Genomic DNA, 24,054 nt, shown 5'->3' with positions numbered 1-24,054 from the left:
TGTGCCCTTAAATGTAGCTGCGCAGCATTTCCTGGTGGCGTCTGACCTGGGATACCGCATCAATCTCGGTACCCGGCAGCGCGAACCGGCCGCCTTCGTACTCACTTGCAATATAACCGTCATACCCCTTGTCCTTCAGGTAGTCGATGAATTCCTTGAACGGAATCGAGTACTCTGTACCCTCTTCAGTCATTTCGAAGAATTTGCCGTGAAAATGCTTAATGAACGGCATATATTCATCGAGCACGGAGAAGTCATGGTTCTCGTAGCCTCCGGCGAACAGCACGTATTCACGGTCTGTCCAGGAACGGATCCCGCTCTCCAGCTCATCCGGCAGTACACGCTGATGACTGATCGCCTCTACGTCCCTGCCTTTGGCAAATTCATTGTCGATGTATTCTGCAACTGCCGGATTCAGACCCTGGTTCAGGAAGAACTGCGTCGAGACGCGCGGGTGCTTGCGGCAGAAGATGCCTGTGTCTACAACCAGCCCCACGTACGGGGAGTTCAGCTTGAACATCAGATCGGTGAATTTCTTCGTCTCCGGATTATGGAACGCCATGCCGCCATGAACCTCCAGCGCCATTACAACGTTCAGCTCCTCAGCCAGCGGAAGAGCAGCTTCAATAATATCGGTCGGCGTAAGCGAGACCAGCCGGACCAGCGTGATGCCAAGCTTATGGGCAAGGCGGAGCTCTTTCTTCAGCAACTCCAGATTCTCCTTCGTGGTCAGCTTGCGGTTATTGTACAATACGGTATTAATGTAGATATCATTGCAGACCGGCTTAACGCCGTTCTCGGTGATGATCCGGTGCCAATCCGCGAGGGTCTCCTCAGAGACCTCCGGAGCGCCCCATAACATCTGGTCGCTGATAATCTCAACGCCTTCCACACCGGTTGCCGCCAGCTCCTTGATGCAATCCTCAAGCGTCATTTTGCCGCGGGCGTATTCATCCTGATAGCTGTATAGGCTTACTGCTCGTTTAATACTTGACATCTTCATCCCTCTTCCCGTTCGTAATCATCTTTACATTGTATCCATTCTCAGTTCAAGCTCGATCAGACTTACCTCATGCGGCCGGAGCGAGCTATTGAGTTCAATCCAGCCGTTCCTCACTTCCACATGCTCAACAGAAATATCAGGCACACAAATCTGCTTCAGGAACATAATTTCATCCGGGCGGATATCATGAACATTGCCGAATTTATTCCACTCCCTGAGAATGCAGCCCCGCTCATTGCTGACACAGGAGCGCTTCAGCCGGTAGCTGCCGTCCTTCAGGCCTTCGAGCCGGAACTTCCGGACCAGAGGTGTGGAGTGGCTTCCCGCCTGCTCCAGCTCACCCGGCAGCTGCTCGAGATCGGTACCCGGGTAACCGTCCAGCCCGGAGTGCCGGTAATGGAAGCTGAGCAGCTGATAACGGTCACTGCTGCGTCCCGTCAGCAGATAATCCCTGCCCCGGGCTATCAGCTGCTTGCCCATCCTGTTCAGGAAGGCGAAGGCGTAGTACGCCGGCTTCCGGATTCCGTTCTTGGAGATCAGCCCTGCTCCTCCGTAGAGCAGCCGCTTCGAATCCCGGAATTCGCTGAAGATATCGGAGTAGAGCCAGTAGCCCATCAGAACCTTTTCATCGAGCACCTCGGTCATATTTTTGAGAATATAGGAGGCTTTGAAGATGCTGTCATTCAGATGGTCCCTGTTTGAAATGCTGAAATTCCACTCCGATACATGCAGCGGCAGCTGCTCAAGACCGTGCTCCGCCAGTGACTGCCTGACTGCCTGAATGGTATGCACTATCCACTGCTCATCCGCTGAATGGGCAAAGACCGGAGTCTCCCCGCCGGCAGGAGTAGTGAACTCGTAAGGATACAGATAGACTGACAGGAAATCCGGTGTGATCTCCCGTCTGCTCCACCGTTCCAGCAGCAGCGGCAGAAACCGGCCCTCCAGGTCCATGCTGAGTCCGCAGCCGCCCAGCCTTGCTCCCGGCAGCAGCTCCTTCATCTCTCTCCAGGTCTGGTCGTACCGGATGAAATATTCATCGAACCATTGCCCCATCTCCTCCGGCTGATACCCAGCACTAACCATCTGTTCAACGCCCTCGAAGATAAACGCATGCTTGCTGGAATGCCATAGCTCGAAGTACCAGCTCTCCACCTCTTCACTGCCGTAACGGTTGATACAGTGGATAAGAAATGAACGGATCAGCCGTTTCCACTCCTCCGGCTCCCTGTGCCGTGGCCTGACAGGAGCTCTCCCCATCTTATGGCCGGCATTCTTCTGAATCAGCTTCGGCTTGTCGCCCAGCTCAAGGTAAGGCCGGAGGTTGTTGCGGATCAGCGTATCCAGCAGCTTGTCGAGATTGCTGAAGTTGTAACCGGTCTCCGGCTCTGCCGGATCCTCAATCATCATCTCATCGCTGAAGATTCCCCATACACGGGCATAGGAGAACCCGAGCTCGCTGCGGATCAGCTGAAGCTGCTCCTGCAGGTCGGAGTTCAGCAGATCCCGGGCATAGCCGATATTAATGATCTCCTTCCAGACCCGCTTATAGCTTCTCGCCTGCTCCGGTGCAGCCTGTACCCGCACCGCCGGGGCTTCCTCCGGAGCAAGCCCCGTAAGCAGGTTCTCCAGTTCCCCCGGTGCAAGTCCAGTCTCCGGCAGCTCCGGTGTCCCCCCGCCGGCAGCGCCCAGGCGGGACTCCTGCTCCCCCTTCCTGTACTGGGAAGGTGTAAGCTGATAAGTCTCGCGGAAGACACGGTTAAAGGCGGTCAGGCTGGGAAACCCGCTGTCCAGCGCGATCCGCGTAATATGCTGATCCGTATACAGCAGCTGCGCGAGCGCATGATTCAGACGGATCTGGTTCAAATACTCCGAGAAGGTCAGGCCCATCTCCTTCTTGAACGACTTGGAGAGATACGGCACAGAAACATAGTGGCGTTCAGCTACTTCGTTCAGGGTTAAGGGCTGCCGGTAATTGGCCAGCATATACGAGCAAATCTCCAGCAGCCGCTGATTGGGCTTGTTCGGCATAGCTGCCAGGCGGGCTGCCGGGGTCTTGGCCTGATAATGCTTCAGCAGCAGATGAAGCAGCTGAAAGGTCACTTTGAGCTCCGCAACAGGGCAGGCCGCCAGCTCCTTCGCCTTGGCCTTGTCCTGCAGGATTTCTGTAAACAGACTTCTTAGCACTTCATCCGCTTCTCTCTGTTCCCGGACGGAGCAGCATGCGAAGCGCTGCTCCGCGGAAGTGCCGAAATGGGCCAGCAGCTCTTGAGGCAGCCGGAAGCGGGCGGCGACAGCCTCCTTGCCGGCCTCTAGCAGGTATTCTTCCAGCGGATGCAGCAGCATGAAGTCATGTACACCGAGTCTCAGCTTCCGCTCCTGCTGCTGAACCGTGAGGCTTCCCCGCAGAATAAAAACAATCAGGAGATCAGGGCTGGCAAAGGTGCCGGAGTCCTTGCCCGAAATGAATGAGGTCTGTAAAGCCAACTGGTGTATGATCCGAAGCATAGGGTGATCTGGCTTCTCCACTTGCGCAGCTCCTTCCTGAATTTGTGCTTAGGCTATACCCACCACATATCTGCCGCCTGATCGCGGATCAGAAGCGGCTTCAGTGTATCAACGGCCTTCGAGAAGCCCTCGCCTACCGACATCAGGCCATCCTCATGCTCGATGCTGATTACATAGTCGTATCCTACCAGCCGCAGGGTACTGATCAGATCGGCCCAGGTTTTGTTATCATGGCCGAAGCCGACAGAGCGGAAGTTCCAGGCCCGGTCCAGCAGTGCGGTATACGGCTGCATGTCCGTAACCCCGTAACGGTTGACATTGACCGGATCGATTGCCGTATCCTTGGCATGGAAATAATGCAGCGCTCCGGCCCGGCCGAGAATCTGGACCGCCTGCACCGGGTCGATTCCCTGCCACCACATATGGCTCGGGTCCAGATTGGCGCCGATCACTTCACCGGCAGCCTCACGCAGCTTCAGCAGTGTAGCCGGCGTATGAACGGAGAACCCGCCGTGCAGCTCAAGCGCAATCTTAAGCCCCTTATCCTGTGCATATTGTCCGGTTTCCTTCCAGTAAGGAATAACCTTCTGCTCCCACTGCCAGGCCAGCAGCTCGCTGTATTCATTCGGCCAGGGGGCAACCGGCCAGTTGGGATATTTCGCATCATCGGAATCACCGGGACAGCCGGAGAAGCCGACGACAACCGGCACTTCCAGCCGCTCAGCCAGGTCAAGCGTCTTCATGAACTCTTCATGATACTGCCGGGCGATCTGCTTCCGGGGATGCAGCGGATTGCCGTGGCAGCTCAGCGCGCTGATGGTCAGGCCTCTGGATTCAAACTGCTGTTTGAACGCCTTCAGCCTGCCGGCATCCGCCAGCAGCACATCCGGATTACAGTGATGCTTGCCGGGATAACCCCCGGTCCCGAGCTCAACGGCATCCAGTCCCTTGGAAGCAATCACATCAAGTGCTTCTTCAAGCGGCTGCTGCTGCAAGAGTACGGAGAATACGCCAAGTTTCATCGGAACTACACCTTTCTTGCGCCACGCGCAAAATTTTTAGAAGAATACCGGTTCACCGGTCTCTGCGGATTTGTAGATCGCTTCGAGAATCTGGGTAACTACCAGAGCCTGCTCCGGTTTCACCAGCGGTTCTTTATCGTTAATCAGCGCATCCACCCACATGCGGGCTTCAACCGCATTAGCCTTACGGCTCTCTCCGCTGAAGTAAGCCACGCCGCCGCCATCGGACGGTCCCGTTTCTACCAGCTGTCCGTGCTGCGCGGAGTTGAACACTACGTAACCTTCGTCCAGGAATGCTTTACCGCGCATCTCAGCACCTGCTTTCGTTCCGCACAGGGTAACCTGCGCTTCCTTGCCGTCCAGAACGTTCAGTGCCCAGGCTGCTTCCAGAAAGATCGTCGCACCGTTCTCCATTTTGATGAAACCAAAGGCTGAATCCTCAACCTCGAAGGTTTCCGGGTCCCACGGCCCGAACATGTTGCCCATCGGATTGTCCGACAGCTTCTGATACGTGGAGCCGACAACCATCTTCGGCTTGTAGTTGTTCATGTTCCACAGCGTCAGGTCCAGCGCATGTGTGCCGATATCGATCAGCGGGCCGCCGCCCTGCTTCGATTTGTCCGGGAATACGCCCCAGGTCGGAACCGCCTTGCGGCGGACCGCATGGGCCTTGGCGAAGTAAATTTCGCCCAGCTCTTCATTCTCGCAAGCTTCATGCAAGGCCAGTGAGTCTACACGGCAGCGGTTCTGGTAGCCGATCGTCAGCTTCTTGCCGGTACGTTTAGCAGCATCCAGCATCGCCTGAGCTTCTTCAGTGCTGATCGCCATCGGCTTTTCACACAGTACATGCTTGCCGGCTTCCAGTGCATCTACAGTAATGTAAGAGTGGGATACGTTAGGTGTAAGTACATGAACTACATCCAGGCTTTCATCCTTAAGCAATTCCTTATAATCTGTGTATACGCTTGCATTTTCTGCTCCGTATTGCGCCGCTGCTTTGACCGCACGTTCTTCGACAATATCGCAGAATGCCACCAGCTCTACTTCTTCACTCAAAGCAGACAACGCCGGGAAATGCTTCTGGTTAGCGATCCCTCCACAGCCGATAAATCCGAATCTTAATTTTTTTGCGCTCATTGTACTTTCCTCCTGAATGAAAATTCGAAGTGATTTACTGACGTTTAATAGTTTTATATTTAATAATCATTTACTATCAGTAAATCTCTTGGTTCTACCTTATCACTTTCAGATTTCTTTGGCAAGCGGATATTTATTAATTCATGTAAGCGATTTCATTAGTAAGAAAACAGCATGCGCCACTCCAGGCTTCTTCCCCTGAAATGACGCATGCTGCGCAGAAAATATACTATTATATAACAGCGGCTGCCGGCTGTTTGTTGTTAAGCAGCACCGGTCCCCCGGCTGCCGCACTCTCATAGAACGCATCTACAATCTCTGCAAAATACAAGCCGTCTTCCGCAGGAGCAATCAGGCTGCCGCCTTGTCCTTTGATGCAGTCGACGAAATGCCGGAATTCATTCTTCAGCTGCAATGCTGGATTAAGCTTCAATTTCGGAGTGATGTCGAGGCAAATATCCGAGCTTTCCCCAAACAGCTTCAGCGTACCGTTCACCAGGCTTGCTCCGCCTCTCGAGCCCATCAGCTCCACATAGAAGCGGTCCTCTTCTATATTTGATGCCCAGCTGAAATCAAAGGATAGCGAGGCACTGTTCTCCAGCCCCAAATAACCTGTTGCGGCATCCTCTACATTAAAGAGCCCGCCTTCAATTCCCCTGTACCCGTTGCGGTTGCGGGCTGTCGTGTGAACGAAATTCTGATGAATGCTGCCGGCAACATATTTTGCTCTTGGTAAGCCCATGAAGTAGAGCGCCAGATCCAGATAGTGGGCGCCAAGATCGATCAAGACCCCGCCGCCGGAGCGGTCCTTGTCCGTGAACCAGGTTCCTCTGCCCGGAATTCCTGCCCGCCGTACCCATCCGGCTTTGGCATTGTAGATCTTACCCAGGTTTCCGTCATCGATCCATTTCTTCAGGAAGACCGCTTCATTAAGGAAACGGTTGTTCAGCCCGATCATTACCTGCTTGCCGTAGCGGTCCCGGGCCGCAATTATTCTTGCAGCTTCTTCGCTGCTGATGCTGAGCGGCTTCTCGCAGTGGACATGTGCGCCGTGGGCCAGAGCATATTCTGTAATTTCCGCATGCAGAAAGTTAGGTGTAACAATGCTGACGATATCGGGGCGTTCATGAGCGAACATCTCCTTGTAGTCGGTATATACACCAGGCACATTATATTTCTCCGCCATCCGGGCAGCCTTGCCTGCATCAATATCACAAATAGCGGCAACTTCAACATCCTCCAGAGCCAGGTAGCCGTGGATATGCTTCTTCTCCGCATTTCCGCCTGCGCCGATCAGCGCGTACTTTAATTTATTTATCAATCTAATCACCTCATAGGAGTGTATCACTTACAGCTCAAGCAGCAGTTTGCGGAAGTATTCAGCTGAGTAATCAATGCCCTTATCCGCCAGCTCATCCGGCAGGGCAGATTTGCGCGGTTCAATGCTCAGTCCGGCATCATATCCGGTTGCCCTTAGCACTGCGATGAAGGAGCGCCAGTCGGTCTGGTCCATGCCGGCAGGCGGTTCATCCACTTTCTTGCCGTTCACGAGCAGCGAGCCCTTCAGATGAACATGAGTGAACCGGTGCCCCCAGTCCAGCGCCTCCTGCAGATAATCACCGCCGAAGAAACGGGCATGCGACGGATCATACTTAATCCCGAGCTCCGGCAGATGTCCATGGATGATACTCCAGATATCAGGCGTATTCACGAAATTGACCTTGCGGCAATTATAGGTAGAGACCTGGACATTCCTCGTTTTGGCGTAAGCGAGCAGTTCACTGAAGAAGGCGATTGCAGCTGTGCAGTTGGCGTATAAGGACAGCTCATCCACATAGTTGCAGCCGGCCACGAAGCTACGGCAATTCAGCCTGCTCGCGGCATCAATCAGCTTATAGCAGCGCTCCAGCTCCTCCTGAATAATCTCCCCCTGCTCATCAATGCGCAGTGATTTCCAGCGTCCGATCGAACCGACCGCCACATTATAGTTGGCACTCCATTCCGCAATCTGCTCAAGCTGGCTGCAGAATGCCTCCACATCGTCTCCTTCGTTCACGGTAAACTCCAGAAAACTCAACCCTCTGCGTCTGGCTTCGCTAAAGCTCTCCTCGCTCACTTGCGCAATAATACCCAGCCTCATATGTCCGCTTCCCTTCTCTATCACCAGTAGAATGATTTATTTATATTTAATGATTTACTACAAGTAACTCTTTAATGCTATTTTAACAAAAATCCGCTGCTTTTACAAGTAAATTGCGCCTAAAAATCAAAAAAGCAATGCCATAAGTCCGAAAACCTTACAGCATTGCCTGAGTATATTATGCCGCCTCTGAACTTGAATCTGCAGAAATTACACTGCGCTTCTTCTTGCCTCCAGCTCACGGACTACCTGCGGATGAATGCTGTCCAGCTTGTAGAAGGAAACAGCAATAATCTGCAGCACGGTGCATACCAGCGGAATGGCATAGAACAGCACATTGATCGCCGACGAAGCGCCTGCGGTTACATTCGCGGCATTATATCCGGTCAGCGCCAGGGTGTATCCGACTACAGCACTTCCCAGTGCCATGCCGACTTTGGTGGCAAAGCTGTACCCGGCATACAAGGTGCCTTCGGCCTTCTTGTTGAATTTCCATTCGTTATAGTCTACGGAGTTAGCGATCATACTGAATACGGCACCGGAGCTGATTCCGCCAAAAACATTGGCCAGGAACCACAGGCCTACGAACAGTACCATATTGCTCTGGAACAGCGGCATAAGCATCAGCCCGATCATGAACAATACCTGAGCGATAATGTTGCCCTTGCGCTGCTTGAATTTCTTCAGGAATGCCGGCGCAATCGCTGCCGAGAACAGAATGGATACGTACAGCGAAGGAAGCAGAATCGAGATCATTCTTGGATTATGCAGCACATGCAGGGAGAAATAGATGGTAATCGCTACCGTCGCGCCTGTCCGGATGAACATGAGCAGCGAGAACAGTACTGTTGTTACCCAAGGCGTATTTTTGAATGCGCTTTTATAAGTCTGAAGCAGGAAGCCTTTCTCTTTGACCGCGGATACAGGTTCAACATAGCGCTCTTTGCAATTTTTATAGACAATCAAGAACATGACTGCACTGAGCACGGCAAATACGATGGTGGTGAACAGATAGCCCTTTTGCTCATTACCGCCCCCGAAGAACCCGACCATAGGCGTAGTAAAAGCGGTTACAATAATACTGCCGACAGCCATGCCGACCATCCGGTAGCTGGACAGCTGATTCTTCTCTTCGCCGTTCCGGGTCATCATCGGCATAAGTGCGCCGTAAGGAACATTCACCAGGGAATACAGCAGTCCGGCAATAATATACGTAACAGAGGCATAAATAATTTTACCCGTTGCTGAAACATCAGGGCTGGTAAAAGTCAGAATCAGCATCACCGCGAACGGGATAATTCCGAACAGGATATAGGGCTTCGCGCGTCCGTATTTCGTATTGGTCCGGTCCACCATGCCGCCGATAACAGGATCAATAATAGAATCCAGAATCCGGGCAACCAGGATCAGTGTCCCCGTAGCTGCAACCGGTATTAACGCAACATCGGTATAGAAATATAACAGAAAGCTTCCGACAATCCCCCACATCAGGTTGGAGCCCAGGTCACCAAGGCCATAGCTTAATCTTTCTTTGAGGCTTAACTTGCCGCTGGCCTGCGGCGTAACCGCACCGGACACCGGAATTTCAGTTGCTAGATTTGTCGTTTGCATGACATTCATCTCCCTTATTTAATCGCTTACATGATTCGCAAAAAAATCAGATCTCTTTTTCTATCTTTGCGCTTCAGTATTGATTCCGCTTTCATTATAGAATGCAGCCAGCCCCGGAGCCTTTTCATATTTAATCATTTGAACAGGTGATTTTTGTTCAGTTCTGCAAGCGCAGGATATCCCCCGCGTTGATCAGGTTAAAAATCAGCATGCTTTTTTTATCCTTTTACCGTTATCAGGAAATGTTTACAAATAGATAATGGTTAACTAATAGTAATTATATGAATTCAAAATAACATACCCCCGGGCTGTTCACAAGAGACAATAACGCGAGCCATATTTAGTTGGACAAACATAGCTTAATTTAGCGGTTTTGGAGCTTTTACGGGAATTAGGCGGATAAACGTCATTTAATTTTATGCATTTCCTCTATTTTGGCTGATCAGCCTTAAATTAAGTGCTGTTTATCCAACTGTTGCCAGAAATAGACCGTTCCATTCATCAGCAAGTGGAGAAAATCCATCTAATTCCGTACGCCGAACATGCGGGTTCTGCAATCATCAACATTTTTCGGAATTATTTTTCCTACACAAAAAACCCCCGCAGCCCGCCGGAGGTTTCACACTTTAATTCCCTGCTCTAATTGTCACTGCTCACATCTGCCCTAGCCCTTGGCGACATAATTAAGAATGAACTCTTTGAACGTCTTCGACAGCTCTTTGACAACCGCCCCGTGCTCCTGCTCCAGCAGTCTGCCCCGGAAGGCCAGCTTCTGCATTAAGCTGATATTGGTGACGAAGATGAAGTGGGTAATCAGATTGGCATCGAGACTGCTTTTCAGCGTGCCGTCGGCTATCCCGCGCTCAATGATATCATTCAGCATTTTACCGAGGACATTCTCCTGCACCAGATTATTGTAGGATTCCTGAAGCTCTGAATTCGGATAATGATCGCTGTAGGTGTGATCGAAGAAGCCGATAAATTTCACCTTGTCAGTCTGCTCGGATAACAGCTCCACCCAAAGATTCAAATACCGTTCCAGCAGCTCAGCCCCGGTAGCTTCCAGGTTCATCCGTGCTTCCAGATACTCGGTAATCTCACCCATAATCCTGTGCTGAATCGCAAAGATCATCTCATCAATTGAAGCAAAGCATTTGTAAAAGGTAACCTTGCTGATATTGGCCCGGCTGCAGACCTCTTTAAGCCCAACCTTGGTGAAGTTTTGTTCAATCAGCACCTCAAGCCCGGCAGAGATTAATTCCTCCCGGCTGCGGTTGCGCACATCCTGATGCCATGTCATTTCCATTTTCGCTCACCTCATCGTCATATCATGTTAATCATTTATCAATGTTTAACCATATACCGTATAATAGCATACTTTACTTTTGGGAAACAATACGGGGGTCCATTCAAAAAAACCGCCATAATGAACGCTGCATAAATTGCAGCCGGACATCATGACGGGCTTAATATTGTATAGTAAGCTTATTTCTGCTTATATCCGAAATCCGGTATAGCCGTCCAGCGTCTGCGCAGCTCATGAGCTGCCGCCTTGGGCTTACGTTCCCGGGTGAAGATCCCCTTCTTATTGCCCTGGACCCGGATAATCCCCTGGCTGGTGGCAAAGTCTGCGAAATTCCAGACCTGCTCGCCTACGAAATCGGCAAATTCGTCGAAGATCTCATGGTTAGCCCTGTAGAATTCCACCTGATATTCTTCCGTGAACATAATCGGCTCCACATCATGAAGTCCGGCTACAGTATCGGTCCCGTATTCGGTCATCATCATCGGTTTGCCCGGGCAGCGCTCCGTCCAGGCCTTCAGCTCCAGCCGCAGCTTGGCTTTGGCGGATTCCAGATCTCCTCCATCCACATACCAGCCGTAATACCGGTTGAAGGCAAGTACGTCAATCAATTCAGAGATGACATCCTTCTCCGGCGAAGACTCAATATGTGTCACCAGCGTAACCGGGCGGTGCTGCGGATCCTCTTCCCGCAGCTGCTCAATCAGCGGTTTGAAGTATTCATAGGCTCCTTCTTCATAGGTAGCCGGTTCATTAGCCACATTCCACATGACCACACACGCATGATTCTTATCCCGCTTAATCAGTTCCCGGATGACCTGCCGGTGATGCTCGAAGGTCTTGACTTCTTTCCAGGTATCCTTCTTCGCTCCCCCGGATACCATCACTAGGAAATTGAGATCGAGCCCTACTGCCGGAGTCTCATCAATGACAACAAAGCCCTCGCGGTCGGCAAGACGCATGACTTCTTCGGAATACGGATAGTGCGCAGTGCGGAAGGAGTTGGCTCCCGACCATTTCATCAGATTGAAATCCATGATATTCGCCGCTTCATCCAGACCCCGTCCATGAAAGGGAGTATCCTCATGCTTGCCATAGCCCTTGAAATAGAACGGCTGGTTGTTAATCAGGAACTGGCCGTTCCTCACTTCGACCGTCCGCACGCCAAACGGCAGTCCGTAGACATCAATGACCTGCTCTGATTGCAGGAGTTCAACCTTCAAGGTATACAGATAGGCATTCAGCGGCTGCCACAGGGTAACGGAGGGAATATCCAGCTGGCCGGACATCCCCGAACCGGAGCAGAGCGCATTCCCCTCCTCATCCAGTACCGTGACCCGGACATCGGCCTCCCCGCTGATGTCCACGTTATAGCGGACCGTCCCGGTCTCCCCGTGATAGCCGGTGATGACGGTTACGTCCTCAATGAAGGTTTGCGGTGTTGAGTAGATTTTCACCGGCCGCTGCAGCCCCGCGAAGTTGAAGAAATCGAAATTCGGCTGATTCTTAAGCCTGATTGCCCCGCCGGGCAGCTCGGCTTCTGTATACAGTCCTACAGGCAGCGTCGTGTAATCGACAACATTATGGACAGCAACCGTTAACCGGTTACTTCCCTGCTGTACACAGTCATTAATCTCAGCTTCAAAGGGTAAAAAACCGCCGGAATGCTCCATTACAAAGCTCCCGTTGATGAATACCTTGGCTTTATGGGTTGCCGAGCCGAACCGGAGGACAAGCCGTTCATCCAAGATGTTCATTGGAAGAGTAAGCTCCCGCTCGTACCACACCCAGCCGACATGATTGCGGATCTCCGGACTTACGCCAAGATCATTATAGGCAGAGGGAACAGCCATGGGGATCGTATCAGTCAGCCTTGATGCGTACCATTTTTCGTCAAAGCCTGAACCCTGATCCAGCTTGAACTTCCATATTCCGCCGAGATCGTATAAACTGCGGGTATCTGTCATTATAGGATAAAGCACGAGCAGCACTCCTTCTCTGAATACAGCTGTGAATCAGGATTTAGAATCAATAATCTTCTGGATCTTTGTCTGTGCATTGTTAATGGTTGTATCGATATCCTGGCCGGACAGCATCATTTTATCGAATTCCTCGAGCAATACCTTCTCAAGCTCCGCATGATAAGATACCGCTGTAGCTGTGGTGGTAGACTTGGTATTTTCCAGAACATAGAGCAGAGATTCTTTATCAATCATATCCGGATTTTTGCTGCCGGCGATGATCCGGTCAACCACATCATTCAGATCTGCCTTTTTCCAGGAAGGGATATTCTTTCCCTGCAGCACAATGCCTTCAGTCGAGAACCAGCGGATGAAGGTGTACGCCTCGTCTTTATGCTTGGATTTGCTGTATATACTGAGTACATCGCCGCTTACATTTGCTGATATCGGATCTCCGGCATTCATCTTGGGAACCGGAGCAAACACCGTCCTGAACGTGGCCGGAATGGTGTCCGTCCCGCCTGTCTCCGGAACAAGGAATGAGCCGGTAATCAGCATGCTTGTATCCTGATTGAAATATTGCGGTCGGTAATTCAGCTTCTGGCTGACTACCTCCGCATACGGTGTAGCAGAACCTTCCGACTCTCCCTGAAGGCGCAGCTCAAACGATTTACGCATATACGGATTATCAATATTTGCAGTCTTTCCGTCATCCGTTGTCAGATTGGCATTCACCGCCTGGTTAAAGTTCTGCACAAGGTATCCGTATTGAATCCAGCTGTGGAAATAAGTGCCGTACCGGGTTTTGCCGTCCACGGTTTTGGTCAGAGCTTTGGCATACTTCATATACTCATCATAGGTCCAGTCTTTAGGCAGCGTAAGCCCTGCTTCTTTCAGATGGTTCTCATTGAGAATAACGAGACCCTGGGAGGATTTACCCGGCAAGCCGTAGGCCTTGCCGCCGATTCTGGCATCGGATGTATATTCATCTGTGTAATTAATTCCGTCTTTAGCCAAGTAGTCATCGAGCGGCTGAATCATACCCAGCTCTGCCCGTTGCGACAGAAACGTCATGTTACTGAACATGAGGATGTCCAGATCGTCGCCGCCGGCAACCGCAAGATCCAGCTTCTTGTAGTATTCATTGGAGTTATTATCTTCAGCAGAAGCAAACTCCACCTTAATATCAGGATGCTGCTTCTCAAACTCGGCAATGACTACATCCCAGTTATCCATTTTTTTGGCATACCAGCTGCTCAGTTTAATCGTTACTGCTTCATTCGTACCCTTACCATTACCGCCAGCAGCAGCCCCTTCATCTGTATTGTCTGCTCCGCAACCGGATACCAGCATGGACAACAGCGGTACAATGATGAATAATTTCCGTTTAGCTTTGAACATGGTTTAGCCCCCTATAATGTAATTAGTCTAGCCTTTGACACTTCCCATAGCAACTCCCTCAATTACCTGCTTCTGTCCAATAATGAAGATAATTAAGAGAGGTAGAATGGCTGAAACCGCACCTGCCATCATTAAAGAATAGAATTCCCCGCTGAAATCAGCGAATTTCCGGATGCCCAGCTGTAGCGTAAACAACGAATCAGAGCGGAGGAAGATCAGCGGATTCTGGTAATCATTCCAGGTCCAGATGAAACGGAGAATCATATAAGTTGCCAGAGCCGGCTGTACCAGCGGCAGGGCAATCCGGCTGAAGATCGTCCAGTGGCCTGCCGCATCAATCCGGGCGGATTCGATAATCTCGTCATGGATGCCGAGGAAGAACTGCCTCAGTAAAAAGGTGCCCAGTACACCGGAGGCGGCAAGCAGCACAAGTCCGATATGACTGTCAAACAGTCCCAGCCAGCGGTACATAATAAATTGTGGAACCAGAATGGCCTGAGTCGGAATCATAAAGGTAGCCAGCACCAGCAGGAACAGTGCATCCCTTCCCTTGAAGACAATCTTGGAGAATCCGTAAGCAGCCATAGCCGAAATGATCAATGACAGCGCTGTCGACATCAGCGTCACCTTGATACTGTTCCAGTAATACAGGCTGAACGGGACGGCTCCCGCCCATACCTGCCTGTAGTTCTCAACCATATTCCAAGTCTTCGGAATCCACTGGATCGGGTATTTCATAACATCAAGCTCCGGCTTGAATGAAGCAGAGAGCATCCATAAGAAAGGCATAATAAACAGTATCCCAGCGAATCCCATGAACAGTGTCACAATAACGCGGCTTAGCTTGATCGATCGCATGTTCTAACCTCCTAGTAATTGACCCATTTCTTTTGTCCGACCCATTGAATCAGGGTTACCAGCAGGATGAGGATCAGCAGAATGATTCCCATTGCAGATGCATAACCCGATTCCAGATTAACGAATGCAACCTCATACAGATAAAATACAATAACTGAGGTTGAACCTGCCGGTCCGCCACCCGTCAACACCATAATCAGATCAAACACCTTGAAGGATCCGACAATCCCTGTGATCAGCAGGAAGAAGGAGGTTGGAGACAATAAAGGCAATGTAATTCTGAAGAATTGCCTAAGCTGTGATGCACCATCCACATCCGCAGCTTCATACAAATCCCGTGAAATATTCTGCAGACCGGCCAGATAAATGACCATGTTGAAGCCGAGCGAAGTCCATACCATAATAATCATGACCGAAATCAGCGCATACTTGGGGTCCGCCAGCCACATGGGGGGATTGTCCACACCAACCGACCTGAGAAATCCGTTAATCGGACCGTTGCTCGGGTGATACAGCACTCTCCACAATAAGGCAATCGCCACAAAGCTCGAAATAAAGGGCATGAAATAGATCACTTTGAAAAAGGTTTTGAAATACGTCGCCTTGTTGATTAAAGCGGCTAACACCAAAGCCAGAAACATCGCTACCGGCACCACGGCAATCATGATCAGGTTGTTAACCAGCGACCGGTGAAAAGATTCATCCTGCACCAGCCTTGTATAATTATCCAGCCCGACAAAATGAAATCCATCGATCCCGGACACAAAATTCCAATCCGAAAAGCTGATCACGCCGGATAACAGAATCGGAATAATTACCAGGGTTACGGTTAGAATGAGCATGGGGGAAATGAATAAATACCCCGCAATATTGTCGTAAAAAACCTGCTTGCGCATTTTGCCTGCCCCCGGCTTGCTGAACCGTTTAACAGTCCCTTCTTTCGGCATAGCCTCCACTTTTTCCACCTCGTTTTATTTTTGTATCCTCATTATAAAATTGCTCTTTTCATTGCACATGCAACGAATTTATCTATCGCGAAAAGTTTGTATAGCATTATTTTTTCTGAAATGAAAAATTTATTGGATGAGGATAACCGGTAAATCAAGTACCATGGTCTAGTGAAGATCTATTACTGGAGGAATACTCATGAAAGACAGATCTAAATTCAGTCAGCTATCCTTCCGGCAAAAACTGATACTAACCTCTATCGCCTGCCTCGTTATACCAGCGATAGGGATGCTGTATATTACAACGGTATATTCCAAGCTGATTATCCGGGAGCACTCCCTGGAGAAATCCACGCAATCTTTAACGATTGTCCAGTCACAGATTGATGTGATCTTCGAAGAGATGGTGTCGGTTTCGAATTTTGTGCATTTTGATCCGGAGATGAAAACCCTGCTGGAGGATGCCAAAACCAATCCGGTTGCCGCACGCACCCTGACAAACCGGCTGGAGCAGGTGGCGGGCGACACCCTGGATTTAAGGCTGACTCTGCTCGACAATGAAGGACATGCTTATTCTGATTATTCCTTCTATGACTATGACCCCAGGCAGTTCAGCCGGCAGAGCTGGTTCCAGACCCTGGAGAAGCTCTCACCGTATGACACCTTATTTCTGGGGGCGGAAGCCAATTATCTGATCTCACTGGAGCCGGATAAGCCGTTTGTCTTCATGACCGCACGGGCTTTGCGGGAAGGTCTTAATACTCCTCCCTATGCTTATCTGATCGTCAGCCGCAGCGAGGCCGCGATCCGGGAACGTTTTGCTTCATTAGAAGAGGATGTATATCTGCTCAACGACCAGGAGACGATTCTGTCGAACCGCAACCCGGATCTTATCGGGTCTGACTTCAATACGCTCTTGCCCATAGCTGAGCTGCTGTTCCCTGATATTGTTGAATTCAAGGATGAGAATCAGCTGCTCCTCTCGCTGCCGCTTAAGTATGCCAAATGGAGACTGGTCAGCGTAGCTCCCTACGAACAGCTCACGGAGAAGCTGAACGGGATCAGCCGGACAGGCTTAATCCTGCAGGCTGTTTTTGCAGTCAGCTTCCTGTTCGCCTTAACGTATCTGTTGCGCAGATTTACAAAGCCTGTGCTGGTACTGGGCAAGGTTGCCCGCCGCGTGGAGGCCGGAGATCTGATGGTGCGCTCCAATATCCGGGGAAAGGATGAGATCGGCAGCCTGGGGCTGTCTTTTGATACCATGCTTGATCATGTGCAGCTCATGCTCAAGCAGGTAGAGATGGAACAGGAATTGAAACGCCATGCGGAGATGGCCATGCTGCAGGCGCAGATTAACCCGCATTTTCTGTTTAACGTGCTTAGCTCCATCCGCCTGAAGCTGCTAATGAAGCACGATGAGGAGAATGCGTTTATCGTCGGCTCCTTATCGTCTATGCTGCGGGCCACTTTTTCGAATCAGGATGAATTTGTATCCATTGCCTATGAGCTTGATTCCGCGAAGCAGTATATGGAGTTAATGCGGTTTACAATGAGATATCCTACCGATTCTGTCGTCCAGGTGGACAAAGAATTGCTGCTTGAAGCTCTGCCGCGGTTTATTCTGCAGCCGATTATTGAGAACGCCTATAAGCATGGATTCGTCCAGGGCGGAGGCAGGATTATCATTTCCATTGCAAAAATAAAATCCATGCTGCATATCAAAGTCGAGGATAACGGTACCGGCATGGATGAGCTTAAGCTGGCTTCGCTGCTGCAGCATGTCCGGCAGAAGGCTGCTGAAATCAAGGCCAGGAATCTTAGCGGACCGGCGGACAGCCCGCCTGCTCACGGCATCGGACTAATTAATGTCTATCAGCGGATGAAGTTAATTTACGGGGACGATTTCGAAATGGACATCGAGAGTATTCACGGGCAGCGCACAACCATACGTTTGGTGTTGCCTATGAACAGATAGGAGCGGATGGATTTGATATATAAAGTGGTTTTGGCAGATGATCACTATCCTGTACTGGAATATTTGAGCGCCAGCATTCCCTGGGATACGCTGGGGCTGGAATTGTCTGCTGTATGCTCGGATGGCAGACAAGCCTGGGAAGCCTGCCAGCTGCACCAGCCTGATATCCTGCTTACCGATATCGGTATGCCGGTGATGGACGGGCTCGAATTAATCCGCAGGGCCAGGGAAGCCAACCCTCAGCTTCAGGCGGTCATTCTGTCCTGTCACGGGGAATTTGAATATGCCCGGCAGGCAGTGAAGCTGAATGTTACCGAGTATATATTGAAAGAAAGCATGCAGATTGATCAGATCATTGCGGTGCTTACGGAGGCTGTATCCCGGCTCGAAGCTAAACTGCTCTCAGCAAATAATTTTCTGCAGATGCAGAAGCTGGTCTCACAGAATCATTCAGCCATCCGGACGAGATTCATCCGCATGTTTGTGGAGCAGCCTGTCTGGGATGAGGCAGAGTGGTTCAGGCAGGCCGGGATTATGGGGATAAGGCTGCTAAAGGGGCTTCCTTATCTTCCGGTTCTGGCTATTCCGGAACGCTCTTATGAGCTGGAACGGCGGTTCGGAGGTATTGTGAACATGCAGTTTGTAATCGATAATGTGCTTCAGGAATTTCTTGAAATTGACGGAATTATCCAGTTCGCCTTAACCGAACGGCAGTTCATCCTGTTCATCCCTTTTCCGCAGATTCTGGTCCGCAATCTCCATGAAGAATACAGAAACAGATTCCGGCATGTCCAGACGATGTCAAAGCTTCATCTGCGTATGGAGATTTCATTTTTTTACGGAGAGGCTACGTCAAGCCTGATTGAGCTCAAGAAGCAGATTCAGACCTTACTGGATTCCCGCACCCTGCGCTTTTATACGGCAGAAGGCACTATTATGAAGCTCGAACCCTTTAAAACGACCCATGAAGATCTGTTCGTTCATTACTCTGAATTCCTTCAGCAACTAAGAGACTGCATCCAGCAGGAGAATAGCTCACTCGTCTCTTATACGGTCACAGATATTAAGAAATATATCAGCGGTAAGAAGTATCCGGTGGAGAGCGTGAAAAGCTGGCTGCTCAAAATGGTCATGGAGCTGGAACTAAAATATATCGTCATGCAAAATTTTGTTAACAATTTCAATAGTGAAAAATATCAGCGCTCGATCCGCGAGCTTGAAACTCTCGATCACTTAATGGAATGGCTGGAGGAATTTCTGAACGATAAGATATTGATGGTGAGATCCATGTGGAAACAGAATGTCCGAAAAGAAGTGGCTGAAGCCAAGCGTTATGTCATGAACCATATTGGCGACAAGGTAAGCATGGATGAAATGGCCCGCCGGCTTGGTCTGAACCCTACTCATTTCAGCCGGCTGTTCAAGATTGAGACAGGACTCACCTTTATTGAGTATGTGACCAAACTGAAAATGGAGTATGCCCGGGATCTGTTGAATCAAACAAACAGCTCAATAGTTGAAATTGCAGAGCAGTTAGGCTTTGACAACACCAGCTACTTCATCAAGCTGTTCCGTAATTTCTCCGGCATGACCCCCGCAGAATTCCGTAAATCGCTCTGATAAGTGATTAAAACACTAATTAAGCGCTTGCATCCGGTCAAAGAAAGGGGATATAATGTTTTTACATTTACTAATAGTTAATCATTGTTACTTTGTAAATGTAACACATTAAAGGAGTTGAAGCTTGTCATGAGCACAGTACCGGATATTAAACCAAAACGGGGGGTCTCGCTCTACAGTTACTCCAGTGAATTCGGAGTTTCGATGACGCTCGAGGACATGTTTGCTGAAATGCAGGATATGGGCGCTAACGGCCTTGAGATTCTCGCCAATTCGCATATTCCGGGTTATCCGAACCCTAGTGAGGAATGGCTGGAGCACTGGGACCGGCTGATCAGCAAGTATCATATTGTTCCGGTGGAATACGGGCATTGGGTGGACTCCCGGCTGTATGAAGGCAGAGAGCTGTCGGTTGAAGAATCACTGGAGATGCTGGTCCGGGATTTCAAGCTGGCTAACCGCCTGGGCTTCCGGATTCTCCGTACCAAGCTGGGGGTTATTGATGAGACGCTCTCGCCGGTGCAGAACTGGAAAGAAATCATCGAAGCCGCCTTGCCCTATGCTAAGCAATACGACGTTATTATGTGCCCGGAAATCCACGCCCCTACCCTGCTGAATTCAGCCATGGTCAAGGAATATGTTGAGCTGATCCAGCGTACCGGCACCAGGCATTTCGGACTCAACGTCGACTTCGGTGTATTTGAGACTCAGGCTTTGCCTGCAGACCTGTGGGGACCGGATGATTTCATCATGCCTCCAGGTGAACACAGCCCGGTTGCCGATATCATTCCGCTCCTGCCTTACGTTTATTGCTGCCATGCCAAATTTGTACAAGTCACTGGGGAGCTCACAGAAATGACCATCCCTTACGGAGAAATTATCGGCACGCTTGCCGCGCATGGCTGGGATGGTTATATGCTAAGTGAATTTGAAGGCCCGAACAAAAATGTGCTTGGCACTGCCCCTTATCAGGTGAGACTGCACCAGGCCATGATGAAACAGATTCTCGGGGAATAACGAAGGGAGATTACAGCCATGTTCGACAAGGAATGTATCCAATCCAGAGGTTTCAAAAATAGTAAAGATGCCGCCGGCCGGACCACCGGCTTCCAGCTGACCATACGTTCGCTATACTACCGCGGAGTCTGGCTGTCCCAGCTGCGTCCTGCTGTTATCACTGTAGACGGAGAAACCTTCAGCGGGGAACAAATTACTTGGACAATTAACGGAGTAACTTATACCCAGGGAGAAATGGCTTCATTAGGTAATATCCACTGGGGAGTGCTTGACCCTGCGGTCTTTACCGTGGTCAAAGCAGGCGGCTTAAGCTCCGGCCCGCATGACATTGAGCTTAGCTATACCTATAGCTGCTCATATTTCCCGCCCTCCCTGGATACCGTACTCGGCATGAAGCCGCAAAAGAGAACCTTGGTGCTGGTGTAGGCGTGCATGAACGCAGAAGTAAGAGCCACGCCGTGATTCGCTCACGGCTGTGGCTCTTATTTTCCTACAAACAGACTTCAAATTCTTCGAAATGTGCGTATCCGTGCTCCTCCGCCAAAGCACCAGCACCACAAGCCGCTGCATAGATGCCGAACTTGGCTCCAACCCAGGCACCTGCACCTTCCTGGAGCCGGAATGATGTCCCCATCTCCGTGAAGGCATCCCCGTCTTCGCTGTACGCAAGCTGGCAGACAGCCTCGTCTGATACTGTAAGCCGGAGATGAACAGCCTCCGCAGCTAATTTCACCAAGCCGTCTGTAAAAGCATACTCCGCATTCTCTGCCGAATCCGCAGGCAGACTCTCGAACCGGCCCAGGCACAGGCCGCCGTCTTCTGCGGTGAACAGGCTTAAGTGCACCGCCTTATGACCCAGCACGACCAGGCCGGCCCTCTCTGACAATGCGCCGAACTGCGGTTTGACCTGCACCTGCGCCGTGAATGCAGGCGCAGCGAACTTCTGCATCAGGAGCTGTGGTGCATCATACAGCCGCTCTGTACCGAGCGGCGCAGAACGGAGCCGCAGGCCCGGACCGGGGTAGCCGGCTGCAATCCAGCCAGCCTGCGGATTGGCCTGCCACTGCCACTGCAGACCGGGACGGCCTTCGGTGAACCGGTCGGAGGTCTGCGGCGCAGCTGGCGGTGTTGCCCCGGAGGACTCAGGTTTATGCCACCCGGATACCGGCTGTCCGGTCAGACTCCCGGCTGGCGCCTCCCCCATAACCGGCCAGCCGTCTACCCATTCTACCGGCTGCAGATGGATGATCCGCCCGTAAGCTCCCTTGTCCTGAAAGTGCAGGAACCAGCTTTCTCCCTTAGGAGTCTCCACCCAGCCGCCTTGATGCGGACCATTGACCCCGGTATTGCCCTGCTCCAGAACAATCTGGTCCTCATAAGGACCGTAGATCGATTTGGAGCGGAAGGCAGCCTGCCAGCCCGTCGCTACGCCGCCGGCAGGGGCCAGAATATAATACCATCCGTCCCTCTTGTACATTTTGGGACCTTCCAGCGTCGGATGATCGGCTGTTCCGTCAATAATCAGCCTGCCTTCATCCAGCAGCTCTCTGCCGTCCGGACTCATCGCACACACATGCAGAATATGCTTGATGCCGCTGCGGCTTTTGGCAAAGGCATGGACCAGATAAGCCTGCCCGTCCTCGTCCCAGAACGGACACGGGTCAATCCAGCCCTTGGCAGCCTTGACCAGATGAGGTGCAGACCACGCTCCGAGCGGGTCCTCCGCCTGGGTCATGAAGATCCCTTCATCCGGAGTGCCGAAGAAGATCCAGAACTTCCCGTCATGATGGCGCAGGCTGGGCGCCCATACGCCCTTCCCGTGCTGGACCTGGTCGTATCCCGGCAAATCCAGCCGCTCCAGTGCATGATTGACCAGGGTCCAGTTCACCAGATCGCGGGAATGCAGAACCGGCAGTCCCGGCATGTGGTTGAAGCTTGAGGCCGTCATGTAATAGTCATCCCCGACCCGGATTACATCCGGGTCGGAATAGTCTGCATAGAGCACCGGATTGCGGTACCGGCCATTGCCGAGATCGGGTACCCAAGGCGCACTTGTTGTTTCCACTTGAACAGCTCCTTCCGGGCCGGAGTTCCTCCGGCCCCTTGTGCTTTATTGCTCTGCTTTCTCTTGCTCCAGCAGTGCTGCCCACTGATCGAGCATTTCCTTGGCAGTCAGCTGCTTGGCCATCACCTTCTGAATCAGCGGTTCAACCGACTTCTGCACATTGGAGTATCCGGCCAGATAATACGGCACATCAGAGAACTTCGTCTCCGTATTGTTCAGCAGATCAGACGCTGATTTCATGTACGGCACACCCTGTACCCACTCATCGCCTGCTGCTTCTGTGTTGGCAGGGATTTCACCGTACAGCTTGCCGTATTTGCTGTTGATGTCATGCGACAGATAGAAGGTCATGAATTTCCAGACCGCATCCTTGTTCTTTGCCGATTTACTCATCGTCAGCCCCAGCGGCATGAGGCCGGGATGCTCGCGGTAACCCTTCACGCTTTTTGGAAAAGGTACAGCCTCGAACTTCGTATAATCGCCGCCGAAGGCTTTCTCATGAGAGCTGGCGGAGCCTAAATTGTGCACAACGATCCCGGCTTTGCCCGACTGGAAGGTCGCGGCCAGCTCGCTCCAGCCCTTGTTCAAGTCATCTTCAGGCGTGTATACATTGTAAGCACCGAGATATTTCTCAACAAATTCAACATTAAGCGGATCATTAATCGTTGCTTTGCCTTCTGCCGTGAAATAATCGGTGATGCCGGAATACGCATACATCAGCATCTCCAGTGTATTGGCACTGCCCGCACCGCCGCGGATACTAAGGCCGTAACGGTCTTTGGATTTGTCCGTCATTTTGGCGACAGCATCAAAGAATTGGTCCCAGGTGTCCGGCAGTGCAAGGCCGGCTTCCTTGAACCAGTCCGGGCGGACCCACAGGTTCCAGGTCTGTGAGCTGTATGGTAACGCATACAATTTTCCTTCAGCCGTATCCAGCTTACGGTTACTGGCAATCAGCTCAGGGTTGATCAGCGCCTTGTCTGCCCACTGCTCATAATACGTATCCAGCGGCTCCAGCACGCCGCGGGCCAGCAGGTCGGATTTGAAATCGTTCATAATATCCGGCGCCTGATCGGCAGAGATGGCTACATTCACCTTCTGCTCATAGGCCGCGAGGTCTCCCGGAACCCCCAGATAATCCACATCAATATCCGGATTCTCCTGCTCGAATTGCTTCACGATCTCTTCGAAGAAGGCGTTGCGCTCTGTCGTGACCGCCGCAGCCCAGAAGCTGATCTTGGCTTTCTCACCGCTGGCCGCTTTGGCAGCCCCGCTATCTGTCGCTGACGCAGCATTTCCTCCGTTACTTGCGGCATTCCCGCCGTTATTCCCGCCGCAGCCGGCAAGCAGCAGCAGGAGCGCTGCCGATAGTAGTGCCGTGCGTTTACCTTTGTGTTTCCCCATCATACTGTGATCCTCCCCGAATGAATTACTTTTGTATATCCAAAGGACGGGTCCGGCAGGTTCAGTCAGGCCTTATCCGTCC

General features: G+C 51.3%; 18 protein-coding genes. 4 read left to right on the top strand and 14 right to left on the bottom strand.

The features are described from left to right. Positions 1-7: 7 nt before the first annotated feature. The 12 genes from LOS79_RS01670 to LOS79_RS01615 form a co-directional block, all read right to left on the bottom strand. Entirely contained in the window at positions 8-997 is a 990-nt protein-coding gene (locus LOS79_RS01670) for a sugar phosphate isomerase/epimerase family protein (protein WP_315415813.1), read from the bottom strand. Between the two features lie 30 nt (positions 998-1,027). Then, a complete protein-coding gene (locus tag LOS79_RS01665; protein ID WP_315415812.1) occupies positions 1,028-3,511 on the bottom strand; it encodes a GH39 family glycosyl hydrolase in 2,484 nt (827 codons plus the stop codon). A 53-nt stretch (positions 3,512-3,564) separates the two neighbouring features. Then, positions 3,565-4,533, bottom strand: a complete 969-nt coding sequence (locus tag LOS79_RS01660) for a sugar phosphate isomerase/epimerase family protein (RefSeq protein WP_315415811.1) — start codon at positions 4,531-4,533, stop codon at positions 3,565-3,567. A gap of 36 nt (positions 4,534-4,569) precedes the next feature. Further along, entirely contained in the window at positions 4,570-5,670 is a 1,101-nt protein-coding gene (locus LOS79_RS01655) for a Gfo/Idh/MocA family protein (protein WP_315415810.1), read from the bottom strand. 232 nt (positions 5,671-5,902) lie between these two features. Then, a complete protein-coding gene (locus tag LOS79_RS01650) occupies positions 5,903-6,991 on the bottom strand; it encodes a Gfo/Idh/MocA family protein (protein ID WP_315415809.1) in 1,089 nt (362 codons plus the stop codon). A 27-nt stretch (positions 6,992-7,018) separates the two neighbouring features. Then, positions 7,019-7,810 (bottom strand): sugar phosphate isomerase/epimerase family protein, encoded by a 792-nt coding sequence (locus tag LOS79_RS01645; protein WP_315415808.1) that lies wholly within the window; start codon positions 7,808-7,810, stop codon positions 7,019-7,021. 210 nt (positions 7,811-8,020) lie between these two features. Continuing rightward, complete coding sequence (locus LOS79_RS01640) at positions 8,021-9,421, bottom strand: glycoside-pentoside-hexuronide (GPH):cation symporter (RefSeq protein WP_315415807.1); 1,401 nt, start codon at positions 9,419-9,421, stop codon at positions 8,021-8,023. A 664-nt stretch (positions 9,422-10,085) separates the two neighbouring features. Next, entirely contained in the window at positions 10,086-10,727 is a 642-nt protein-coding gene (locus tag LOS79_RS01635) for a TetR/AcrR family transcriptional regulator (RefSeq protein ID WP_315415806.1), read from the bottom strand. A gap of 179 nt (positions 10,728-10,906) precedes the next feature. Then, positions 10,907-12,706: a beta-glucuronidase gene (gene uidA / locus LOS79_RS01630; RefSeq protein ID WP_315415805.1), complete on the bottom strand. Its 1,800-nt coding sequence runs from the start codon at positions 12,704-12,706 to the stop codon at positions 10,907-10,909. A 33-nt stretch (positions 12,707-12,739) separates the two neighbouring features. Further along, entirely contained in the window at positions 12,740-14,086 is a 1,347-nt protein-coding gene (locus tag LOS79_RS01625; RefSeq protein WP_315415804.1) for an ABC transporter substrate-binding protein, read from the bottom strand. A gap of 27 nt (positions 14,087-14,113) precedes the next feature. Then, entirely contained in the window at positions 14,114-14,944 is an 831-nt protein-coding gene (locus tag LOS79_RS01620) for a carbohydrate ABC transporter permease (protein ID WP_315415803.1), read from the bottom strand. Between the two features lie 11 nt (positions 14,945-14,955). Next, positions 14,956-15,891, bottom strand: coding sequence for a carbohydrate ABC transporter permease (locus LOS79_RS01615; RefSeq protein ID WP_315415802.1), 936 nt, complete (start codon positions 15,889-15,891; stop codon positions 14,956-14,958). A gap of 199 nt (positions 15,892-16,090) precedes the next feature. On the opposite strand from LOS79_RS01615, the gene LOS79_RS01610 reads away from it, so the two are divergent. The 4 genes from LOS79_RS01610 (at position 16,091) to LOS79_RS01595 (ending at position 20,929) form a co-directional block, all read left to right on the top strand. Next, positions 16,091-17,866: a sensor histidine kinase gene (locus LOS79_RS01610; protein ID WP_315415801.1), complete on the top strand. Its 1,776-nt coding sequence runs from the start codon at positions 16,091-16,093 to the stop codon at positions 17,864-17,866. Between the two features lie 12 nt (positions 17,867-17,878). Further along, positions 17,879-19,486: a response regulator transcription factor gene (locus tag LOS79_RS01605; protein ID WP_315415800.1), complete on the top strand. Its 1,608-nt coding sequence runs from the start codon at positions 17,879-17,881 to the stop codon at positions 19,484-19,486. Positions 19,487-19,615: 129 nt separating this feature from the next. Next, the gene (locus LOS79_RS01600; protein WP_315415799.1) at positions 19,616-20,503 is read left to right on the top strand and encodes a sugar phosphate isomerase/epimerase family protein; all 888 of its coding nucleotides are present in this window, start codon (positions 19,616-19,618) and stop codon (positions 20,501-20,503) included. Between the two features lie 18 nt (positions 20,504-20,521). After that, positions 20,522-20,929: a C-glycoside deglycosidase beta subunit domain-containing protein gene (locus tag LOS79_RS01595; RefSeq protein WP_315415798.1), complete on the top strand. Its 408-nt coding sequence runs from the start codon at positions 20,522-20,524 to the stop codon at positions 20,927-20,929. A 64-nt stretch (positions 20,930-20,993) separates the two neighbouring features. Here the strand turns inward: LOS79_RS01595 and LOS79_RS01590 are convergent, their stop codons facing one another. Further along, positions 20,994-22,568 carry a glycoside hydrolase family 43 protein gene (locus tag LOS79_RS01590; RefSeq protein WP_315415797.1) on the bottom strand — a complete coding sequence of 525 codons (1,575 nt, stop codon included), beginning with the start codon at positions 22,566-22,568 and terminating at the stop codon, positions 20,994-20,996. 45 nt (positions 22,569-22,613) lie between these two features. Then, complete coding sequence (locus tag LOS79_RS01585) at positions 22,614-23,975, bottom strand: ABC transporter substrate-binding protein (protein WP_315415796.1); 1,362 nt, start codon at positions 23,973-23,975, stop codon at positions 22,614-22,616. Positions 23,976-24,054: the final 79 nt, after the last annotated feature.

The organism is Paenibacillus sp. MMS20-IR301 (assembly GCF_032302195.1).
Lineage (GTDB): Bacteria > Bacillota > Bacilli > Paenibacillales > Paenibacillaceae > Paenibacillus_AQ.
The sequence above is the reverse complement of the archived record's forward strand: the minus strand, read 5'-3'. Positions and strand labels throughout refer to the sequence as shown.